Raw genomic sequence first — 20,132 nt, 5'->3', positions numbered from 1 at the left:
TATCCGCTATTTCGCGGCGGTTCCACCGCCGCCCCTCTGGACGCGAGGTCTACGGCGGGGTCCAGTCCGCACCGTCGACGCCCCAGCACAGCAGCAGCCAGCCTGTCTGCGCGGCCACGAAGACGACGATCATCGAGACCCGGTAGATCGGCGACTTGGGCTGAGCCACCGCACCGAGCAACGGAAACATGGGCATAAGCAGCCGGAAAGTGCTGGACTGCGGAAAGAAGACGGCGAGGAGATACAGACCGTAGCTCAGGACCCAGAGCCTCAGATCGGCCCCGAGCCGACGGACCGGGCGAAGAAACAGACTGAGGCCGAAGGCGACGATCAGCAGCACGACCACCGCTCCCCCCGTCGGGAAGCCGGACTGCGAGTTCAGCCACCAGTTGGCCCCCTGGAACCACGGCGCGAACGGCACGAGGTGCTGGTAGCCGATGTAGGCCGACCGCCAGGCCAGCTCGGTGTCGGTGTAGGCCGTGAGGTCGCCCGTGACCACGCCCGCGATCGCCGGCCAGAGGAGCCCCATGGCGGCGCTGAAGACAGCGATCACGCTCACCAGGATCCGTTCCGGCCACGGGAACGGGTCGGCGCGCCGCGTGACGAGGCGCACGATCACGTGGAGCCCGAGGAAGAGAGCGAAGGCCAGCCCCGATGGACGCGTGAGCGCCATGACGGCGATCAGGGGTATCAGCCACCCGTACCGCCGCTGCACGACGAGATAGAGGCCGACGACGAGCAGGAAGGTGTAGAGCGATTCCGCATACGACAGCTGGAAGAGCGCGGAGACCGGCGCCACACAGAACAGCACCACCGAGAACATGGCCGTCTGCGAGTCTCCCAGCACCCGCAGCATCAGCTTGTAGAACACGAGCGCCGCCCCGAGCCCGGCCACCACCGACACGGCCACCGACACGACAGGCCACGAGAGCGTGGTGACGATCATGAGCCCTCTGACCAGGAACGGGTACACAGGCATGAACGCCCACGCATTCTCACCGATGTGCCCGTCGACGGTGATCGGCAGCTGTTCCGGATACCCCGTCATCGCCACGATGAAATACCAGTGGCCGTCCCAGATGGTGGCGAAATCGACGTACGACGGATGCGCGCCCGTCCACGGGTTGGCTCCCTGCCCGGCGGCTATGGCCAGGATGATGACCGTGCTGACCACTCGAGCCGCCACATAGATGAGTGCGACTCGCGCCCACCAGGGAAGGACCCGGTACCGGATGAGCGCAGCGCGCCTGCGCGTGATCATTCGCCCGTGACGGCTGTTCCGTTCAGCCACCGTCGCAGGCCGTCTTCGCAGGCAGTGATCTGGCTGAGGAGCACCCGCTCGTCGTCGGCATGGGCCTTCAACGGATCCCCCGGCCCGTAGTTCACGGCGGGAACGCCGAGCGCCGAGAAGCGCGCGACGTCGGTCCATCCGTACTTGGGCAGCGGAACCCCGCCCACGGCGTCGATGAACTGTCGTGCCACGGGAGCGTCTAGACCGGGCCGAGCCCCCTCGGCCACATCGACGATCGTCACGTCGAAGCCGTCGAACAGCTCGCGAATGTGGGCCTCGGCCTCCGCACCGGAGCGAGACGGCGCGAATCTGTAGTTGACCTCCACCGCGGCCGCATCCGGAATCACGTTGCCGGCCACGCCGCCGCTGACGCCGACGGCGTTCAGACCCTCGCGGAACACGAGCCCCTCGACCTCGACCTGGCGGGGCTCATACGACGCCAATGTCGCCAGGACGGGCGCCAAGGAGTGGATGGCGTTGTCGCCGACCCAGCTGCGCGCGGAATGGGCGCGCAGTCCGTGCGTTCGTAACTGTGCCCGCAGCGTTCCGTTGCAGCCGCCCTCGATCAGTGAATTGGTCGGTTCACCGAGAATGGCGAAGTCGCCTGCGAACAGCTCAGGAGAGTTTCTCGCCAGTCGTCCGAGGCCGTTCAGCTCGCTCGACACCTCTTCGTTGTCGTACCACATCCACGTGATGTCGACGGAGGGATCGGTCAGCTCGGCCGCGAGCTTGAGCTGCACCGCCACTCCGCCCTTCATGTCGACGGTTCCTCGCCCCCACAGGTACTCGCCGGGAGCACCGTACGTCGAGCCCTCCGGCAGGGTCTCGTAGCGGGTCGGCAGGTTGTCATTGATGGGCACCGTGTCGATGTGTCCGGCGATCACGACGCGCGAGGCGCGCCCCAGGTCGGTTCTCGCGACGACGGTGTCTCCGTCTCGATGCAGCTCGAGGTGGCTGAACTCACCGAGGCTCGCGACGATCGCGTCGGCGATGGATGTCTCGCCGCCCGACACCGACGGCATGTCGCACAGCTGCTTCGTCAGGGCGATCGACGTGGCGCCGAGATCGAGGGGCGACGTCAGGGCGGTGGCAGAATCCGTCATGCCGCCAAGCCTAGATGCCGACGTCGCACACAGCTGGCGACGACGACGGACTCGGTAGGCTCAGTGCATGAGTTCTGAGACATTTGCCAGCCCCGCGACGCCCGAATTCGCCTGGGCGACCGGTCTTGCCACGGTGTCGGGCGGCGGAGTCGTTCTCGACACCTGGTACCCGAGCCCCGCACTCGGACGAGTACCCGAAGGCAGAGACCCGCACCTCGCGGACGCGTCGCTCGACGCCCACGCCCAGCCGGATGCCCGGCGCAACGTCACGGTCGAGGTCGTCACCACCGAGATCGATCTGCGCGAGCCCCCGGCCTCGACCCCGGATGCCTACCTGCGGCTCCACCTCCTGTCGCACCTTCTCGTGCGCCCCAACACCATCAACCTCGACGGCATCTTCGGGCATCTCCCGATCGTGGTGTGGACGAATGCCGGCCCCGTGCATCCAGACGACTTCACCCGTCTCCGCCCATCGCTTCAGCGGCACGGTATCGCGAGCACCGGCATCGACAAGTTCCCCCGCCTGCTCGACTACGTCAGCCCGGTCGGGGTGCGCATCGCCGACGCCTCGCGCGTGCGCCTCGGCGCCCACCTCGCCCCGGGCACCACAGTCATGCACGAGGGCTTCGTGAACTTCAATGCGGGCACGATCGGCACCTCCATGGTCGAGGGCCGGATCTCGCAGGGCGTCGTGGTCGGCGACGGTTCCGACATCGGCGGCGGCGCATCGATCATGGGCACCCTGTCCGGAGGAGGAACCCAGCGGGTCTCCATCGGTGCTCGTGCCCTACTCGGCGCCAACTCCGGAATCGGCATCTCCATCGGCGACGACTCGGTCGTCGAAGCGGGTCTCTACGTGACCGCCGGCACCAAGGTGGTCATCGTCGACTCGGCCTCCACTGCGGATGGCGTGCGACGCACCGCGAAGGCCGTCGAACTCTCCGGGATTCCGAACCTGCTGTTCCGTCGCAACTCGCTCACCGGCGCCGTCGAGGTGCTGCCCCGCACGGGCACCGGCATCGAACTCAACGCCATGCTGCACGCCTGAGCCGACTCGCTCTCCCCGCCGACTCCCGATCAAAGGACACTTTCATGACCCCCTCCGACAGCACACCCATCACCACCGAACAACTCGCGCGCTACTTCGATCACACGCTGCTGAAGCCGGAGGCCACGGCCGCCGACGTCGCGACCCTCATCACGGAGGCCGACGATCTGTGGGCGTATTCCGTCTGCGTCTCTCCGTCGATGCTGCCCCTGGAACTGCCGCAGGGCTCGTCGCTCAAGATCGCCGTCGTCTGCGGCTTCCCCTCCGGCAAGCACCACTCCTCGATCAAGGCCGCCGAGGCCGCTCTCTCGGTAGAGCAGGGCGCCGACGAGGTCGACATGGTGATCGACATCGGTGCGGCCAAGGCCGGTGCATTCGACCGCGTCGAGGCCGACATCGCCGCCGTCCGCGCCGTGATCCCGGCCCCCCGCATCCTGAAGGTGATCATCGAGTCGGCGGCGCTGACCGACGATGAGATCGTGTCCGCCTGCCTCGCAGCGCAGAACGCGGGCGCGGACTTCGTGAAGACCTCCACGGGCTTCCACCCGAGCGGCGGTGCCACCGTGCACGCCGTGCGGCTCATGGCCGAGACCGTCGGCGCACGTCTGGGCGTCAAGGCATCCGGCGGCATCCGCAGCTACGACGACGCCGTTGCCATGATCGAGGCCGGCGCAACCCGTCTGGGCGTCTCGAGCTCGCGTCAGGTACTCTCCGGCGCACCCGCGACCGGAGACGGCGGCTACTAGAGCCGCCGTCCGCGCAGTCGGCCGGTCCTAGCGGCCCGAAGGCAGGTCGCGGGCCGCGTGGCCTAAGTACAGCTGCTGAGGGCGGCCGATCTTCGTCTGCGGATCGGTCGTCATCTCGCGCCAGTGGGCGATCCACCCCGGCAGTCGACCGATGGCGAAGAGCACTGTGAACATGCGGGTGGGGAAGCCCATCGCCTTGTAGATGACGCCCGTGTAGAAGTCGACGTTGGGGTACAGGCGACGCTCCTTGAAGTAATCATCTGCGAGTGCGATCTGCTCCAGTTCCTTGGCGATCTCGAGCAGGTCGTCGTGAACTCCGAGCGCCTCGAGCACCTCGTCGGCGCTCTCTTTCACGAGCTTGGCGCGTGGGTCGTAGTTCTTGTAGACGCGGTGGCCGAAGCCCATGAGCTTCACGCCGGCCTCTTTGTTCTTGACGCGCTCCACGTACTTCGCGACACCCTCCCCCGATGCCTGGATGTCACCCAGCATGCTCAGGACGGCCTCGTTGGCGCCGCCGTGCAGCGGACCGAAGAGGGCGTTGATGCCGGCCGAGATCGACGCGAACATGTTGGCCTGGGTCGAACCGACCAGGCGCACGGTCGACGTCGACGCGTTCTGCTCGTGATCGGCGTGGAGGATGAGCAGCCGCTCGAGCGCGCTCGACACGACGGGGTTCACCTCGTAGGGCTCGGCCATGGTGCCGAAGTTGAGGCGCAAGAAGTTGTCGACGAAGCTCAGCGTGTTGTCGGGATAGAGGAACGCCTGACCGACGCTCTTCTTGTGCGCGTACGCAGCCATGACCGGCATCTTCGCGAGAAGTCTCAGCGTCGAGATCTCGACGTGCTCGGGGTTGGTGGGATCGAGCGAGTCCTGGTAGTACGTCGACAGGGCGGACACGCCGCTCGAGAGTACCGACATGGGGTGAGCCTGGTGCGGCAGCCCGTCGAAGAAGCGCTTGAGATCCTCGTGCAGCAGCGTATGCCGACGGATGCGTCGATCGAAGTCTTCGAGTTCGCTCTCGGTGGGAATCTCGCCGTAGATCAGAAGCCATGAGACCTCGAGGAAGCTGAGCCCCTTCGCCACCTGCTCGATCGGGTATCCGCGATAGCGCAGAATGCCCTGGTCTCCATCGATGTACGTGATGTTCGACTTGGTGGCGGCCGTATTGACGAACCCGTAGTCGAGGGTCGTCATTCCGGTCTGCTTGGTAAAGGTCGACAGGTCGATGGACGATGCCCCGTCGACGCTCTCGAGGATGGGGAACTCGGCGGTGCCTCCCGGGTACGAGAGTGTCGCCTTTCCCGGTTCTACTGCTTCGGGTTCTGATGCTGATGTGTGCTGCCCGACGTCGGTCACGGCGCCTCCTGACGAGTGTTCCTGCCTGATGGTAAGTGGCGGGACGCTAGACGCAGGATGTGTGACCCCGGACCGCGTTGACCCTCCTACAGCCTAGGGCGAAATGAGGGCAACCATGACATCCGCCCGCAACCGACGGGTCTTATTGGAGGGTGCCGACAACGCGAGACGTCAGGAAAGACGCGTGACGGCGGCCGCGATCCGTTCATCTGTAGCGGTGAGTGAGACCCTGACGTGCTGAGGGTAGTGATCGCCGTAGAAGGGGCCGGGACCGGCCAGAATGCCGCGTTCCGCGAGTTCTGCGATGGTCGTCCAGGCGTCGACGCCCTTCGTGCCCCAGAGGTAGAGACCGGCCTCGCTGCGATCGATGCGAATCCCGAACTGCTCGAGGGCGGGTCGCAGCGCGTCGCGTCGCGCCCGGTAGAGACCCTTCTGCGCGGCGACATGCTCGTCGTCGGCGAGTGCGACCACCATCGCGGCCTGCACGGGAGCGGGGGGAATCATGCCCGCGTGCTTTCGCACGGTCAGGAGGCGCTCGATCAGAGAGCTGTCACCCGCCACAAACGCCGCCCGGTACCCAGCGAGATTCGACTGCTTGCTGAGCGAATACACCGCCAGCAGGCCGGTGCGATCTCCCCCGGTCACCCGGGGGTCGAGCACGCTCGGAACGGGCTCGTCGCGCCAGGGACCGTCCCAGCCGAGCTCGGCGTAGCATTCGTCGCTCGCCACGATCGCACCGAGCTCGCGCGCGCGCGCCACCGCACGACGTAGATCTGCGACATCCAGAACCGAACCGTCGGGATTGCCGGGCGAGTTCAGCCAGACGAGGCGCGTGTTCTCCGGCCAGTCGGCCGGGTCGTCGGATGCGACGGGCCGGGCGCCCGCAATCGCGGCGCCGACGGCGTAGGTAGGGTAAGCGGCCCGGGGGTGCACGACGACATCGCCGTCGCCGAGACCGAGCATAAAAGGCAACCACGCGACGAGTTCCTTCGACCCGATGGTGGGCAACACCTCGTCGTCGCGCACGTCCGGCACAGCGCGACGGCGATGGAACCAGCCGGCGACCGCCGATCTGAGCGCCGGTGTACCGGCCGTCTGCGGATACGCGTGCGCATCCGTCGCCGAAGCGAGCGCTTCTCGAACGAGCCGTGGCGTCTCATCGACAGGCGAACCGATCGACAGGTCGACGATTCCGTCGGGGTGTCGCCGCGCGATCTCGGCATAAGGCCTCATCGCGTCCCACGGGTAGTCGGGAAGAGCCGCGAGGGCCACTTACTTCTCGCCGTGCGACTGCGGAGGCAGAGCCGAGATGACGGGGTGATCCTTGGCGATCACGCCGACCTTGGCAGCACCGCCGGGAGAACCGATGTCGTCGAAGAATTCGACGTTGGCCTTGTAGTAGTCAGCCCATTCCTCAGGCAGATCGTCTTCGTAGTAGATGGCCTCGACGGGGCAGACAGGCTCGCATGCGCCACAGTCGACGCATTCATCGGGGTGGATGTAGAGCGAGCGTTCGCCCTCGTAGATGCAGTCGACCGGACATTCGTCGATACAGGCCCGGTCTTTGACGTCGACACAGGGCAGGGCGATGACGTAGGTCACAGTGCGTTCGTTCCCTTCATGCCGCACAGGAGATGGTGCGACTGGACAAGTCTAATTCTTCGAAAAGCGGGGCCATGCGAGTACCAGCAGTGCGATGACCGTGGGGGCGAAGGTCCAGGTGACCCCGAGCACGTTTCCGGGCACGAGAATCGAGCCTCCCGCGCTGGGCTGGGAGAGCAGGAAGATGGTCACGACTATGCCGAATGCGGCGAGGATCGCGGTGGTACGCGTGCGCAGAACCAGGCGCAGCCCGACGAGCAGGAGCGTGACTGCGAGAAGCGCGATGATGATGCCGACCGGCAGGGCGAACCCCGCGACGATCGTCCACGTCGATTGACTGACGGCCGTGCCCATGACGCCGAACAGCACGCCCAGGCCCAGGCCGACGACCCACGATACGGCGCGCGACGACAGCGTCTCAGGGGATGCCGCCCGGAGCGGCTCTCTCGTCTCGTCGATCACCACCCCAGACTATCTGGCAGCGGAGCTGCGCCGACCCCCCACCACTCGTCGCTATCATGTTCGATACCCACCCGGAGGGAATGATCCCGTGCCCAACCGATCCACCCGAACGGCCGCGACCAGCGGCAGAGAATCGGTCGACGTCGTCGGTCTCGCGGCGAAGAGCAAGCGCGACCTCGTCGTCGACCTGGCGCGGGTGTTCTGCGTCTTCGCCGTCGTCATGATGCATTCGCTGATGGTGGGCCTCTACCGCAATGGCGACGCGATCGGTCAGATCAATCCGCTGCAGACGCAGAGCTGGTTCGCTCTCGCCACGTGGGTCGGCCAGATCATGCCTCTCTTCTTCGTCGTCGGGGGCTTTGCGGGCGCCGTCTCCTGGCGGAGCGCCATGCGGCGCGGCACAACGCCCGGTGAGTTCCTCCGGACACGCCTCGTTCGCCTGCTCAGGCCCGCACTACCGCTCCTCGTGTTCCTGACGGTCGTCCTCTGGGTTCTCGTGCTCTGCGGCGTCGACCGAGGAGTCGTCGACATCGTCGCGGCCGGCGTCGGCATGCCGCTGTGGTTCCTGGCGGCGTTCATCTCCTGTCAGGCCTTTCTTCCGATCATGCATGGCTGGCACGTCTCGCGCCCCGGCTCGACGATCGCCACACTCGTCGCGCTGTCCGTCATCGTGGATGCCGCACGCATCCTCAGCGGCATTCAGGAGATCGGTCTCCTCAACCTCGTCTTCGTCTGGCTTGCCGTGCAGCAGCTCGGATTCTTCTACGCCGACGGATGGTTCGCGCGGCGAGCGCGCTGGCAACTCGCCGCGGGGGCGGTCGCGAGTTACGCGCTCCTCGCCGTGCTCACCTATGCGCTCGACATCTATCCGGTCGACATGCTCACGAACCTCAACCCCGCGACCGTGCCCCTGATTCTGCTGGGCGTCGCACAGGTCTGCATCCTTCATCTGCTGTACCCGCTTCTGCGGGTGGCCATGACGCTCAAGCCGGTGCTGATCGCGACGTTCTTCGTCGGCAGCAGGGCGATGACCATCTACCTATGGCATCTGCCCATCATCGTGGCGCTCAGTGGTGGACTGTTCCTCAGCGGCTGGGTCGACAGCGTGCCGGGAAGCGGCGCATGGTGGGCGACCCGTCCACTCTTCGTCGTGGCCGTCTGGCTGATCCTCGGAGCGCTGAGCCTGGCCGTCGTGCGCTGGGAGCGCCCGGCGAAAGCCGCGCTCGAAGGGCTGCGCGACCCCGGTACGGTGCGCATCCGGGTGGCCGCTCTTCTGGCGTTCGCCGTGTTCGTGGCCGAGATCCAGTGGGGGTGGAGTCTGCTGCTTCTGACGCTGACCGCGGCGGTGATCGCCGTGGCTCTTCGTCTAGTGACGCCGGGTCGTGAAGTCACTGTGAACGCTCAGCCGAGCTAACTGGACAGTACGACACCGCTGGGTTACAGTCAGTTTTGGTAAGGCAAGCCTTACCGAACGTACGAGACGACCAGCGTGGGCCGCCTCTCTGCCCCGGCGCCACCCTGCGCCGCCTCACCCGAAGGCTCTACCGTGCTCGCGAACTTTCTCATCGGCCTGCGCGAAGGACTCGAAGCCGCCCTGGTCGTCGGAATCCTCATCGCGTACGTCGTCAAGATCAAACGACGCGACGTACTGAAACGCATCTGGCTCGGCGTCGCTCTCGCGATCCTCGTCGCGCTGTCTCTCGGCGCGATCCTGACATTCGGCACCTACGGACTCTCGTTCGAGGCGCAGGAGGCGATCGGCGGATCACTCTCGATCGTCGCCACCATCTTCGTCACCTGGATGGTCTTCTGGATGCTTCGCACGTCGAAGAACCTCAAGCACCACCTGCAGAATGACGTCGACCAGCATCTCGCGGGTGCCGGATGGGGGCTCGTCCTGGTCGCGTTCCTCGCCGTCGGCCGAGAGGGAATCGAGACGGCCCTGTTCATCTGGGCCGCGGTGCAGGCGACAGGATCGACCACTCTGCCGCTGATCGGGGCTGCCCTCGGAATCGTGGTCGCCGTCATCCTCGGCTGGCTCATCAATCGCGGTCTGGTGCGCATCAACCTGGCGAAGTTCTTCGCCTGGTCGGGCGCCGTCCTCATCGTCGTGGCCGCCGGGGTCCTGTCGTACGGTGTGCACGATCTGCAGGAGGCCGGGATCCTGCCCGGCCTGAACAACCTCGCCTTCGACGTATCCGCCGCCATTCCGCCCGACAGCTGGTACGGAACGCTCCTCAAGGGCACCGTCAACTTCTCTCCGGCTACGACGTGGCTCGAAGCTGCCGCCTGGACCCTCTACGTGGTTCCGACGATGACGATCTTCCTTCGCGCGGTGGTCCGCAAGACGCCCCCACCCCAGACGAGCACGTCCGACAGCAGCACAGCACGTTCAACCCCCCAAGGAGCCCGGTGAAAGCCAGAGCAGTAATCACGACGATCGGCGCCGCAGCGACCCTGCTGGCACTCACAGGATGCGTGCCCAACGCCACATCGTCGGACGCGGCCGCCATCTCGGTCGACTCCAGCGCTGACGCGTGCTCGGTCAGCAAGAACACGGCATCGAGCGGGACCCTGCGCTTCAAGGTCACGAACTCGGGTGACAAGGTCACCGAGTTCTACCTGCTCGCCGACGACGGCCTGCGCATCATCGGCGAGGTCGAGAACGTCGGCCCCGGGATCTCGCGCGACCTCGTCGTGCAGGCACAGCCCGGCGACTACTTCACCGTCTGCAAGCCCGGAATGATCGGAGACGGCGTCGGCAACGCCGCCTTCTCGGTCACGGGCGACAAGGTTAAGCTCGCGGGCGACGAGCAGGAACAGGTCGACGCGGCAGCCACAAACTACGTCGCCTACATCAAAGACCAGGTCGCTCAACTCGTGACCGGCACCGACACGTTCCTCGCTGCGTACAAGGCCGGCGACGACGCTACGGCGCGCGCCACCTACGCCACCACCCGAGCGAATTACGAGCGCATCGAGCCCGTGGCCGAGTCGTTCGGAGACCTCGATCCCGAGATCGACTTCCGCGAGGCCGACGTCGCGCCCGATAAGGAGTGGACGGGGTGGCACCGTATCGAGAAGGATCTGTTCCCGCCGGCGGCAGCCGAGAACGGCGGCGTCGAGTACGTCGCTCTGACGGCCGACCAGCGCAACTACTACGCCGACAAGCTCGCCGAGAACACCCAGCAGCTCTATGACGCCGTTCACGCGAGCGACTACACGGTGTCGATCGACGCCATCTCCAACGGAGCGATCGGCCTGCTCGAAGAAGTCGCCAGCGGCAAGATCACGGGTGAAGAGGAGATCTGGTCGCACACGGATCTCTGGGACTTCCAGGCCAACCTCGAAGGCGCACGGGTGGCGTATGAGGGCGTACGCGACATCGTCGAGTCAAAGGACCCGGAACTCGTGACGACACTCGACACGCGGTTCAGCGACCTCGAGAAGCAGCTCTCCTCGTACGGCAGCCTCGACAGTGGCTTCGTCTACTACAACGAGCTCACCCCGGCACAGGTCAAGGAACTCGCCGACGGCGTCAACGCGCTCAGCGAGCCGCTCAGCAAGCTCACCGCGACCCTCGTCGGCTGACTCCCATGACAGACGAGCGCTCCGCCGAGGAGCAGGTGCCGGTCACCCCGCAGAAACTCTCTCGTCGAGGGCTTCTCGGGCTGGCGGGCGCCGGCGTCGTGGGTCTGGGCGTGGGCGTGGCGGGCGACCGCGGAATCATCGCCGCGTCTGCGGCAACCACGACCGGAGCGACGAGCGCGTCCACCGCGGCGTACCCCTTCCATGGCACGCACCAGTCCGGAATCGTCACCCCTGCGCAAGACCGCCTTCACTTTGCGGCGTTCGACATGTCGTCGACCGCCTCCAGGTCCGATCTCATAGAGCTCCTTCAAGACTGGAGTGCGGCGGCCGCACAGATGTGCGCGGGTAAGCCCGTAGGCGAGTACGGCGCGGTCGACGGTCCGTACGATGCTCCGCCGGAGGACACGGGCGAGGCGCTCGATCTGCCCACCGGCGGACTCACCATCACCTTCGGTTTCGGCCCCACGCTGTTCGTCGACGGGTCAGGAGCCGATCGCTTCGGCATCGCGTCGCAGCAACCGGCCGAGCTGCGCGAGCTGCCGCATTTTCCCGCGGACGATCTGGATCCGCAGAGGACGGGTGGAGATCTCTGCATCCAGGCTTGTTCCGACGACCCGCAGATCGCGGTGCATGCCATCCGCAATCTGTCGCGCATCGCCTTCGGCCGCGCCAGCCTGCGCTGGTCGCAGCTCGGATTCGGTCGGACGTCGTCGACCAGTACATCGCAGGTGACACCCCGCAACCTGTTCGGCTTCAAAGACGGAACCGCCAACATCAAGGCGGAGCAGCTCGGCAAGGTGATGAACTCCGTGTGGGTTCCCGCCTCGGCGACGCCCACCTGGCTGGCCGGTGGCTCCTACCTGGTCGCCCGGCGCATCCGCATGACGATCGAGACGTGGGACAGGACGGCGCTCAGCGAGCAGGAACGCATCATCGGTCGCACCAAGGGTGCGGGCGCACCGCTGTCGGGGGGAACGGAGTTCACCGCTCCCGACTTCGCCGTGCTCGGCAGGGCCGACAAGCCGCTCATCGACGCCGATTCACACGTGCGTCTCGCGCATCCGGAATCAAATAGTGGAACCGAGATCCTCAGGCGGGGATACAACTTCGTCGATGGCAACGACAGTCTCGGCCGCCTCGACGCCGGCCTCTTCTTCATCAGTTACCAGCGCTCCCCCGCTCAGTTCATCGACATTCAGATGAACCTGGCGAAGAACGACCTCATGAACGAGTACATCAGGCACGTGGGGTCGGGTCTCTTCGCTGTTCCCCCGGGGGCGCGACAGGGCTCGTACGTCGGAGCCGGGCTCTTCGCCTAGAAGACCGTCCGGTCATCGCCCGCAACGACGAAGCGGGGCAACGGAGTCGAACTCCGTTGCCCCGCTTCGTCGTGAAGAGCTAGTTCTTGCCCTGGTTGGCGCGCTTGAGGTTCGCCGTCGCACGGGCGCGGGCGTTGGAGTCGAGCTCCACCTTGCGGATACGCACGAACTCGGGGGTGACCTCGACGCACTCGTCTTCGCGGGCGAACTCGAGGCTCTCTTCCAGCGTCAGCTTGCGCGACGGGGTCATGCGCTCGAACGTGTCAGACGTCGACTGGCGCATGTTGGTGAGCTGCTTCTCTTTCGTGATGTTCACGTCCATGTCGTCGGCGCGCGAGTTCTCGCCGATGACCATGCCCTCGTAGACCTCCTGCGTGGGCTCGACGAAGAAGCTCATGCGCTCCTGCAGGTTGACGATAGAGAAGGGAGTCACGACACCCGAGCGGTCGGCCACAATCGAGCCGTTGTTGCGGGTGACGATCGGTCCGGTCCAGGGGCCGTAGCCGTGCGAGATGGCGTTGGCGATACCGGTGCCTCGAGTGGTCGTGAGGAACTCTGTGCGGAAACCGATGAGACCACGCGACGGAACGATGAACTCCATGCGAACCCATCCGGTGCCGTGGTTCGACATGCCGTCCATGACGCCCTTGCGCGCGGCGAGGAGCTGCGTGATGGCACCGAGGTACTCTTCGGGCGCGTCGATGGTGAGGTGCTCCATCGGCTCGTAGGTCTTACCGTCGACCTGCTTGGTGACGACCTGCGGCTTGCCCACGGTGAGCTCATAGCCTTCACGACGCATCTGCTCGACCAGGATGGCGAGGGCGAGTTCTCCACGCCCCTGCACCTCCCATGCGGCGGGGTTTCCGATGTCGACGATCTTGAGCGACACGTTTCCGACGAGCTCGCGGTCGAGGCGATCCTTCACCATTCGAGCGGTGAGCTTGTGACCCTTCACCTTTCCGACGAGCGGAGAGGTGTTCGTTCCGATGGTCATCGAGATCGCGGGGTCGTCGACCGTGATGGTCGGCAGGGGGCGAACGTCTTCGGGGTCGGCCAGGGTCTCACCGATGGTGATCTCCTCGATGCCGGCGACGGCGACGATGTCACCGGGGCCGGCGCTGTCGACCGGGTAGCGCGTGAGTGCCTTGGTCATCAGGAGCTCGGTGAGCTTGACGTTCTGAACGGAACCGTCGTGACGGACCCAGGCGACCTGCTGGCCCTTCTTGATGTGTCCGTTGAAGATGCGCAGCAGAGCGAGACGACCGAGGAACGGCGACGCGTCGAGGTTCGTGACGTGCGCCTGCAGAGGGTGCTCGTCGTCGTACTTCGGGGCGGGCACGTGGGTGAGGATCGCTTCGAACAGCGGCTCGAGATCGTCGTTGTCGGGCAGCTCGCCATTGGCGGGCTTGTTCGTGCTGGCGGCACCGTTACGACCCGAGGCGTACACGACGGGAACGTCGAGGATGGCGTCGAGGTCGAGGTCGGGAACGTCGTCGGCCATGTCGCTGGCGAGGCCGAGGAGCAGGTCCTGGCTCTCGGCCACGACCTCGTCGATGCGCGCATCGGGGCGGTCGGTCTTGTTGACGAGCAGAATGACCGGGAGCTTCGCCTCGAGAGCCTTGCGCAGCACGAAACGCGTCTGCGGAAGCGGGCCCTCACTGGCGTCGACGAGCAGAACGACGCCGTCGACCATGGACAGGCCGCGCTCGACCTCGCCACCGAAGTCGGCGTGACCCGGGGTGTCGATCACGTTGATGACGATCGGGCCGCCGGCACCGTGCTCAGCCGCGTGAATACCGTTGTACGTGACAGCGGTGTTCTTCGCGAGGATCGTGATGCCCTTTTCGCGCTCGAGGTCGTTCGAGTCCATCATGCGGTCGTCGCCCTCGAAGTGGGCATCGAACGAGTTGGTCTGCTTGAGCATGGCGTCGACGAGAGTCGTCTTGCCGTGGTCGACGTGGGCGACGATTGCGACGTTGCGCAGGTCGGCGCGGGTGGCTTCAGCCATGGAGAAAGTCCTTGAGGATCGGGATGAACCCGAATCGTGACGGGCTCTTATTAGCGTGGGATATCGGGCGACAACGCCCTGAACGGCTAGATGCCCAGGGGTATGTTGGCCCCGGGAATTGCATCAAGCAACTCTTTAGTATATTCCTCACGCGGGTTATCGAACACCTCGTCTGTTGCGGCGGCCTCGACGATACGCCCCGACTTCATCACGCTGACGTTGTCTGCGATGACTCGCACCACGGCCAGGTCGTGTGTGATGAAGAGGTAGGTGAGCCCCAGCTCCGACTGCAGATCGGTGAGCAGCTGCAGAATCTGCGCCTGCACGAGCACGTCGAGAGCCGAGACTGCCTCGTCGAGCACGACGATCTCGGGCTTAAGTGCCAGGGCGCGCGCGATGGCGACACGCTGGCGCTGCCCACCGGACAGCTCGTTCGGGTAGCGCGTGACGAGCGACTTCGGCAGGGCGACCTGGTCGAGCAGCTCGTTCACCCTGGCGCGTCGCGACGTGGAGTCGCCGACCTTGAACACGCTCAGAGGCTCCGAGATCGTGTTGCCGATGTTGCGCAGCGGGTCGAGGGAACCGTACGGGTCTTGGAACACCGGCTGCATCTTGCGGCGCAGAGCCAGGAGGCTCTTGCCCTTCAGCGGCGCCGTGTCCGTGCCGTCGATGCGGATCTCGCCGCTCGTGGCGTCCTCGAGCCTCAGCAGGAGCTTCGCGACGGTGGACTTGCCCGAACCGGACTCCCCCACCAGCGCCATCGTCGTGCCACGCTCGATCTCGAAGCTGACACCGTCGACGGCCTTGAGGGTCGATGCCGACCCCTTTCCACCACGGATCTTGTAGATCTTGGTGAGATCCTTGACGGCAATGGCTGCCGTCGTGTCCGCCGTCGCAGCGTGCGCCTCGTGCCGCGACTCCGCCGCGGCGATGAGGTCGACACCCTCGGTCACGCGGGTGGCCTCGTAGCCGAGGTCTTCGAGCGGCTTCGAGGCGGACTGGATACGACGAGAGGCGAGGCTCGGCGCCGCGGCAACGAGACGCTGGGTGTAGGGATGCATCGGGTTCTGCAGGATCTCCCGAGAGGGACCCGACTCGACGACCTTGCCCTTGTACATGACGACGAGCTGCTCTGCGCGCTCTGCCGCGAGTCCCAGGTCGTGCGTGATGAACACGAGTGCCGTGCCCGACTCGCGGGTGAGCTTCTCGAGGTGGTCGAGAATGCGTCGCTGCACCGTGACGTCGAGTGCTGACGTGGGCTCGTCGGCGATCAGCAGCTTGGGGTTCGAGCTGAGGCCCATTCCGATGAGCACGCGCTGACGCATACCGCCCGAGAACTGGTGCGGGAACTGCTTCAGGCGCCTGTCGGCGTCTGAGAGCCCGGCTTCGGTCAGAACCTGGATAGCGCGCTTCTTGACGTCTTGTTTGCCGGTGGCGATACCGTTCGCACGGATCGCCTCCTCCACCTGGAAGCCGACGCTCCAGACGGGGTTGAGGTTCGACATGGGGTCCTGGGGAACGAAGCCGATCTTGCGGCCGCGGATCTCCTCCATCTGCTTCTCGTCGAGGGCGGCGATGTTGCGCCCCTCGAAGAGGATCTCTCCACCGGTGATCCGGCCTGAACCGGGAAGCAGGTTGATGATGGCGTGGGCTGTCGTGGACTTGCCGGATCCCGACTCCCCCACGATGGCCAGAGTCTGGCCGGGCATGAGCGTGATGTTCACGCCGTCGACGGCGGTCACCATGCCGCGCTGCGTCTGGAAACCGACCTGCAGATCTTTGATCTCGAGCAGAGGTGTAACGGCGCGGCCGTCGATAGGGGCTGCGGATGCGTCGGTGGCGATCATCGGAGCGCCCTCGCTTTCGGGTCGAGTGCGTCTCTCACGACTTCACCCATGAGGATGAAGCTGAAGACCGTGACGGAGAGGGCGAGCGACGGCCAGATCAGGGTCTGCGGGTGAACCCGGATGTCGCGCTGCGCCTGGTTGATGTCGTTACCCCAGGACATGATGCTTCCACCGAGTCCCACGCCGAGGAACGACAGCGTCGCCTCCGCGACGATCGCGCCGGCGAGCGAGATCGTGGTGATGGCGATCACGGGTGCGATGGAGTTCGGCAGCACGTGCTGGAAGAGGATCTTCATGCGCGAGACGCCGAGTGCTTCAGAGGCGGTGATGTAGTCGGCCTGCTTGACCCTGAGGATCTCGGCACGCAGCACCCTGGCCGTGGAGGGCCAGGCGAACAAACCGATCGCGAGCGAGATCGTCCAGATGCTGCGGTACTGCGACAGCACGCTCATGATCACGACCGCGGCGAGGATGTAGGGGATCGAGAAGAAGATGTCGCCGATTCGGGAGAGGGTCGCGTCGACCCAGCCTCCGAAGAACCCTGCGAACGCGCCGAATGCAACGCCGAGGACGGTCGTGAGCAGGATGACGATCAGACCGACCGAGATGGAGGTCGACGTGCCGTAGATGATGCGCGCGTAGACATCGCAGCCCTGCTTCGTGAAGCCGAGAAGGTGCCCCGCGGACGGATCGCCGTTGCTGTCACCCAGAGCACACGCCTCGGTGAGCGGGTTGATGGGCGAGAAGAGCGACGGAAGGAGGGCCACGGCGATGATCAAGAGGATCAGGGCACCGGAGATCCAGAAGATCGGCCGACGGCGGGCGTCCCTCCAGGCGTCGATCCAGAGGTTGGACGGCTTCTCGTCGACCTTGACGGCGTCGATGGCGACCAGGGGCGTTTCCTCGAGAGGCGCAACGAAGTGCGTCGTCGAGCGTGGTGTGTTATTTGACAAGGCGGATCCTTGGATCGAGCAGGCCATACAAGAGGTCTACGACAAGATTGACGACGAGGTAGAGCAGCACCATCACGGTGACGAACGACACGACGGTCGGGCCCTCGCCTCGGATGATGGCCTGGTACAGGGTGTTTCCGACGCCGGGAACGTTGAAGATTCCCTCCGTCACCGTCGCACCGACCAGAAGCACGCCGAAGTCCGTGGCGAGGAAGGTGACGACGGGAATGAGCGAGTTGCGCAGGATGTGCACGGGCACGATGCGTCGGCGGCTCAGGCCCTTGCTGTAGGCCGTCCGCACGAAGTCGAGTCCACTCGTCTCGATCACCGATGACCGAGTGAGGCGCACGATCTGCGCGAAGCTGACGCTGGCGAGCACGAGGGCCGGCATGATCAGATCCTGGATTGGAGCCCCGGAACCGACCGTTGTTCTCGCCAAGCCCAACTGCACACCGAAGACGTACTGCGCCACGTAGGCGATGACGAAGATCGGCAGCGAGATCAGGATAAGGCTGACGACGAGAGCGCTCGAGTCGAACAGCTTTCCCTTACGGAGGCCCGAGTAGAGTCCCACGACGATTCCGGCGATGGACTGGAACAGAAGCGCGAGGATCGCCAGCCGGATCGTTACCGGGAACGTACGGGCCAGGATCTGCGTGACCGGCTCGCCCGAGAACGAGATGCCGAAGTCTCCGCGGAAGATGCCGCCGATGTAGATGAAGTACTGCACGATGAACGGCTGGTCGAGGTGGTACTGCTGGCGCAGCTGCTCGATGACCGCGGGGTTCGGCGTTTTGTCGCCGAAGAGGGCGACGATGGGGTCGCCCGGCATGGCGAACACCATGAAGTAGATGAGGAAGGTCGTCCCGAAGAAGACGGGGATCGCCTGAAGAACGCGTCTGAAAATATATCCGGCCATGGTCTGGTCACATCACCGGTTCGGGCTTGTTGCACATTCGAGTGGAAACACCTATCTCTTACTTGGCCGCACGCGCTGGGAATACCTTACAGAGCGCATGTGTGGGGCGGCAGCGAGAGTCGCTGCCGCCCCACAGACGAGGATGCTATGAGTTAGCCCTTGGTGATCTCGGAGTACAGCGGAACGGAGTTCCAACCGAAGGTCACGTTCGACACCTCGGTGCCGTAGCCACCGGTGACGTTCGAGTACCACAGCGGGATCGCCGGAAGATCCTTCAGCAGGATCTCCTGAGCGTCCTGGAAGTCCTTGTTCGCCGTGTCGACGTCGGTCTCCGAGGAGCCCTTCGCCAGCAGTGCGTCGAAGTCCGGGTTCGAGTAGTCACCGTCGTTGGAGCCAGCGTTCGTGGCATAGATCGGTCCGAGGAAGTTGAACAGACCCGGGTAGTCGGCCTGCCATCCGGTGCGGAACGCCGTCTGGATGCTGCGGTCGGTGATAGCCGTGCGCACCTGGGCGAACGTCGGCGACGGAGCGCCCGATGCGTCGATGCCCAGGGTGTTCTTCAGGCTGTTCGCCACTGCGTCGACCCAGCCCTGGTGGCCACCGTCGGAGTTGTACGCGATCTGGAAGGTACCGCTCCACGGCGAGATCTTGTCGGCCTCGGCCCACAGCTTCTTGGCCTCGTCGGGGTTGTACTCGAGTACGTCGGCACCCTTGAGCTTGTCGGACCATCCGTCGATGACCGGCGACGTGAAGTCGCTGGCAGGCGTACGGGTTCCCTCGAAGATCACCTTGGTGATCTCTTCGCGGTTGATGGCCATCGAGATCGCCTGCTTACGAAGCGTTCCCTCTTCGCCACCGAAGTGAGCGAGGCGCGACGGAATCGTGAACGACTGAAAGACGGCCGCCGGCTGGTTGACCGCACGGTCACCCAGGTCGGACTGGAACGTCTGGTACGCGCTGTCCGGCACGGCGTCGAGGACGTCGAGGTTGCCGCCCTGCAGGTCGGAGTATGCGGCATCCTGGGTGGCGTAGAACACGATGGTCACGCCGCCGTTCTTGGGAACGCGTCCACCCTTGTAGTCGGGGTTCACGACGAGATCGATCTTCTCGTTGTGCTTCCAGGCACCCTCGCCGGCGAGCATGTAGGGACCGTTGCCGACCGGGTTCTCACCGAACGCGGCCATGTCGGCGAACGCCGACTTGGGCAGCGGGAAGAACGCCGAGTAGCCGAGCCGCAGCGGGAAGTCGGACTTCGGGCTCGTGAGCGCGACCGTGAAGGTCGTGTCATCGACGACCGTGAGGCCGGTCAGGGGGCTGTCAGCGTCGTAGCTGAACCCCTGGATGTCCTCGAAGAAGTAGCTGGAGAGCTGCGCGTTCGAGAGAAGCGCGCCGTACTGCCATGCGTCGACGAAGGAGGCTGCGTCGACCGGGTCGCCGTTGGTGAACTTCAGGCCCGGCTTGATCTTGATGGTGTAGTTCTGAGCATCGGTGGTCTCGATGGACTCAGCGACGTCGTTGATGGGAGCGCCCTTGGCGTCGTAATAGACCAGACCAGCGAAGATCTCGTCGAGGATCTTGCCGCCACCGACCTCGTTGGTGTTGGTGGGGATCAACGGGTTCTGCGGCTCCGAGCCGTTCGCCGTGATGATTGCGGAGTTGTTTCCGCCGGAGTTCGTGCTGGGCGTGTCTCCACCCGCCGAACAACCGGACAGCATAAGGGCGCTGGCCGCAGCGAGGGCGATAGCCCCGATGCCAATGCGTCTGATTTTCAATTTTCCTCCTGAGGACTTTCTTGGGCTACCGGATGCTCACTAGACGTTCTCGGAGGCACCCGAAAGGTGATCAGTCGCGTGGCTGACTACCCAGTACCCTAAAAGGGGGCTGGGA

At 65.2% G+C, this 20,132-nt stretch carries 17 protein-coding genes; 6 read left to right on the top strand and 11 right to left on the bottom strand.

Features of this window, described 5'->3' with window-relative positions; all coding sequences use genetic code 11:
• Window positions 1-49: 49 nt before the first annotated feature.
• Complete coding sequence (locus tag ASE64_RS11135) at window positions 50-1,261, bottom strand: mannosyltransferase family protein (protein ID WP_055780333.1); 1,212 nt, start codon at window positions 1,259-1,261, stop codon at window positions 50-52.
• Entirely contained in the window at window positions 1,258-2,394 is a 1,137-nt protein-coding gene (dapE, locus tag ASE64_RS11130) for a succinyl-diaminopimelate desuccinylase (protein ID WP_055780330.1), read from the bottom strand. Before dapE ends, ASE64_RS11135 begins: the two co-directional genes overlap by 4 nt.
• A gap of 67 nt (window positions 2,395-2,461) precedes the next feature.
• On the opposite strand from dapE, the gene dapD reads away from it, so the two are divergent.
• Window positions 2,462-3,442, top strand: coding sequence for a 2,3,4,5-tetrahydropyridine-2,6-dicarboxylate N-succinyltransferase (dapD, locus tag ASE64_RS11125; protein ID WP_055780326.1), 981 nt, complete (start codon window positions 2,462-2,464; stop codon window positions 3,440-3,442).
• Between the two features lie 44 nt (window positions 3,443-3,486).
• The gene (deoC, locus tag ASE64_RS11120; protein ID WP_055780324.1) at window positions 3,487-4,188 is read left to right on the top strand and encodes a deoxyribose-phosphate aldolase; all 702 of its coding nucleotides are present in this window, start codon (window positions 3,487-3,489) and stop codon (window positions 4,186-4,188) included.
• Between the two features lie 27 nt (window positions 4,189-4,215).
• On the opposite strand, the gene ASE64_RS11115 is transcribed toward deoC, so the two are convergent.
• The 4 genes from ASE64_RS11115 to ASE64_RS11100 form a co-directional block, all read right to left on the bottom strand.
• Complete coding sequence (locus tag ASE64_RS11115) at window positions 4,216-5,544, bottom strand: citrate synthase (RefSeq protein WP_082466188.1); 1,329 nt, start codon at window positions 5,542-5,544, stop codon at window positions 4,216-4,218.
• 171 nt (window positions 5,545-5,715) lie between these two features.
• Window positions 5,716-6,816 carry a succinyldiaminopimelate transaminase gene (dapC, locus tag ASE64_RS11110; RefSeq protein ID WP_055780321.1) on the bottom strand — a complete coding sequence of 367 codons (1,101 nt, stop codon included), beginning with the start codon at window positions 6,814-6,816 and terminating at the stop codon, window positions 5,716-5,718.
• The gene (gene fdxA / locus ASE64_RS11105) at window positions 6,817-7,146 is read right to left on the bottom strand and encodes a ferredoxin (RefSeq protein ID WP_055780318.1); all 330 of its coding nucleotides are present in this window, start codon (window positions 7,144-7,146) and stop codon (window positions 6,817-6,819) included.
• A 51-nt stretch (window positions 7,147-7,197) separates the two neighbouring features.
• Window positions 7,198-7,608, bottom strand: a complete 411-nt coding sequence (locus ASE64_RS11100) for a hypothetical protein (protein ID WP_162234562.1) — start codon at window positions 7,606-7,608, stop codon at window positions 7,198-7,200.
• A gap of 88 nt (window positions 7,609-7,696) precedes the next feature.
• On the opposite strand from ASE64_RS11100, the gene ASE64_RS11095 reads away from it, so the two are divergent.
• From ASE64_RS11095 to efeB, 4 genes are all read left to right on the top strand, one after another.
• On the top strand, window positions 7,697-9,022 hold the full coding sequence (locus tag ASE64_RS11095) for an acyltransferase family protein (protein ID WP_055780312.1): 1,326 nt from the start codon (window positions 7,697-7,699) through the stop codon (window positions 9,020-9,022).
• Between the two features lie 132 nt (window positions 9,023-9,154).
• Window positions 9,155-10,024, top strand: coding sequence for an iron uptake transporter permease EfeU (gene efeU / locus ASE64_RS11090; RefSeq protein ID WP_055780309.1), 870 nt, complete (start codon window positions 9,155-9,157; stop codon window positions 10,022-10,024).
• Window positions 10,021-11,199 carry an iron uptake system protein EfeO gene (gene efeO / locus ASE64_RS11085; RefSeq protein ID WP_055780306.1) on the top strand — a complete coding sequence of 393 codons (1,179 nt, stop codon included), beginning with the start codon at window positions 10,021-10,023 and terminating at the stop codon, window positions 11,197-11,199. The genes efeU and efeO overlap by 4 nt, the downstream gene beginning before the upstream one ends.
• Before the next feature lie 5 nt (window positions 11,200-11,204).
• Window positions 11,205-12,518, top strand: coding sequence for an iron uptake transporter deferrochelatase/peroxidase subunit (gene efeB / locus ASE64_RS11080; RefSeq protein ID WP_055780303.1), 1,314 nt, complete (start codon window positions 11,205-11,207; stop codon window positions 12,516-12,518).
• 79 nt (window positions 12,519-12,597) lie between these two features.
• Here the strand turns inward: efeB and typA are convergent, their stop codons facing one another.
• The 5 genes from typA to ASE64_RS11055 all read right to left on the bottom strand — a co-directional run bounded on the left by typA (window position 12,598) and on the right by ASE64_RS11055 (window position 20,017).
• On the bottom strand, window positions 12,598-14,526 hold the full coding sequence (gene typA, locus ASE64_RS11075; RefSeq protein WP_055780301.1) for a translational GTPase TypA: 1,929 nt from the start codon (window positions 14,524-14,526) through the stop codon (window positions 12,598-12,600).
• Window positions 14,527-14,612: 86 nt separating this feature from the next.
• The gene (locus ASE64_RS11070; protein WP_055780299.1) at window positions 14,613-16,373 is read right to left on the bottom strand and encodes a dipeptide ABC transporter ATP-binding protein; all 1,761 of its coding nucleotides are present in this window, start codon (window positions 16,371-16,373) and stop codon (window positions 14,613-14,615) included.
• Complete coding sequence (locus tag ASE64_RS11065; protein ID WP_055780296.1) at window positions 16,370-17,353, bottom strand: ABC transporter permease; 984 nt, start codon at window positions 17,351-17,353, stop codon at window positions 16,370-16,372. Before ASE64_RS11065 ends, ASE64_RS11070 begins: the two co-directional genes overlap by 4 nt.
• Window positions 17,316-18,245, bottom strand: a complete 930-nt coding sequence (locus ASE64_RS11060) for an ABC transporter permease (RefSeq protein WP_055780293.1) — start codon at window positions 18,243-18,245, stop codon at window positions 17,316-17,318. The genes ASE64_RS11065 and ASE64_RS11060 overlap by 38 nt, the downstream gene beginning before the upstream one ends.
• A gap of 152 nt (window positions 18,246-18,397) precedes the next feature.
• Complete coding sequence (locus ASE64_RS11055) at window positions 18,398-20,017, bottom strand: peptide ABC transporter substrate-binding protein (protein ID WP_055780290.1); 1,620 nt, start codon at window positions 20,015-20,017, stop codon at window positions 18,398-18,400.
• Between the last annotated feature and the right edge of the window lie 115 nt (window positions 20,018-20,132).

Origin of the sequence: Agreia sp. Leaf210, from assembly GCF_001421485.1 — a bacterium.
Taxonomy (GTDB): Bacteria; Actinomycetota; Actinomycetes; order Actinomycetales; family Microbacteriaceae; genus Agreia.
Note: the sequence above shows the minus strand (reverse complement) of the source record. Positions and strands in the feature narration are given on the sequence as shown.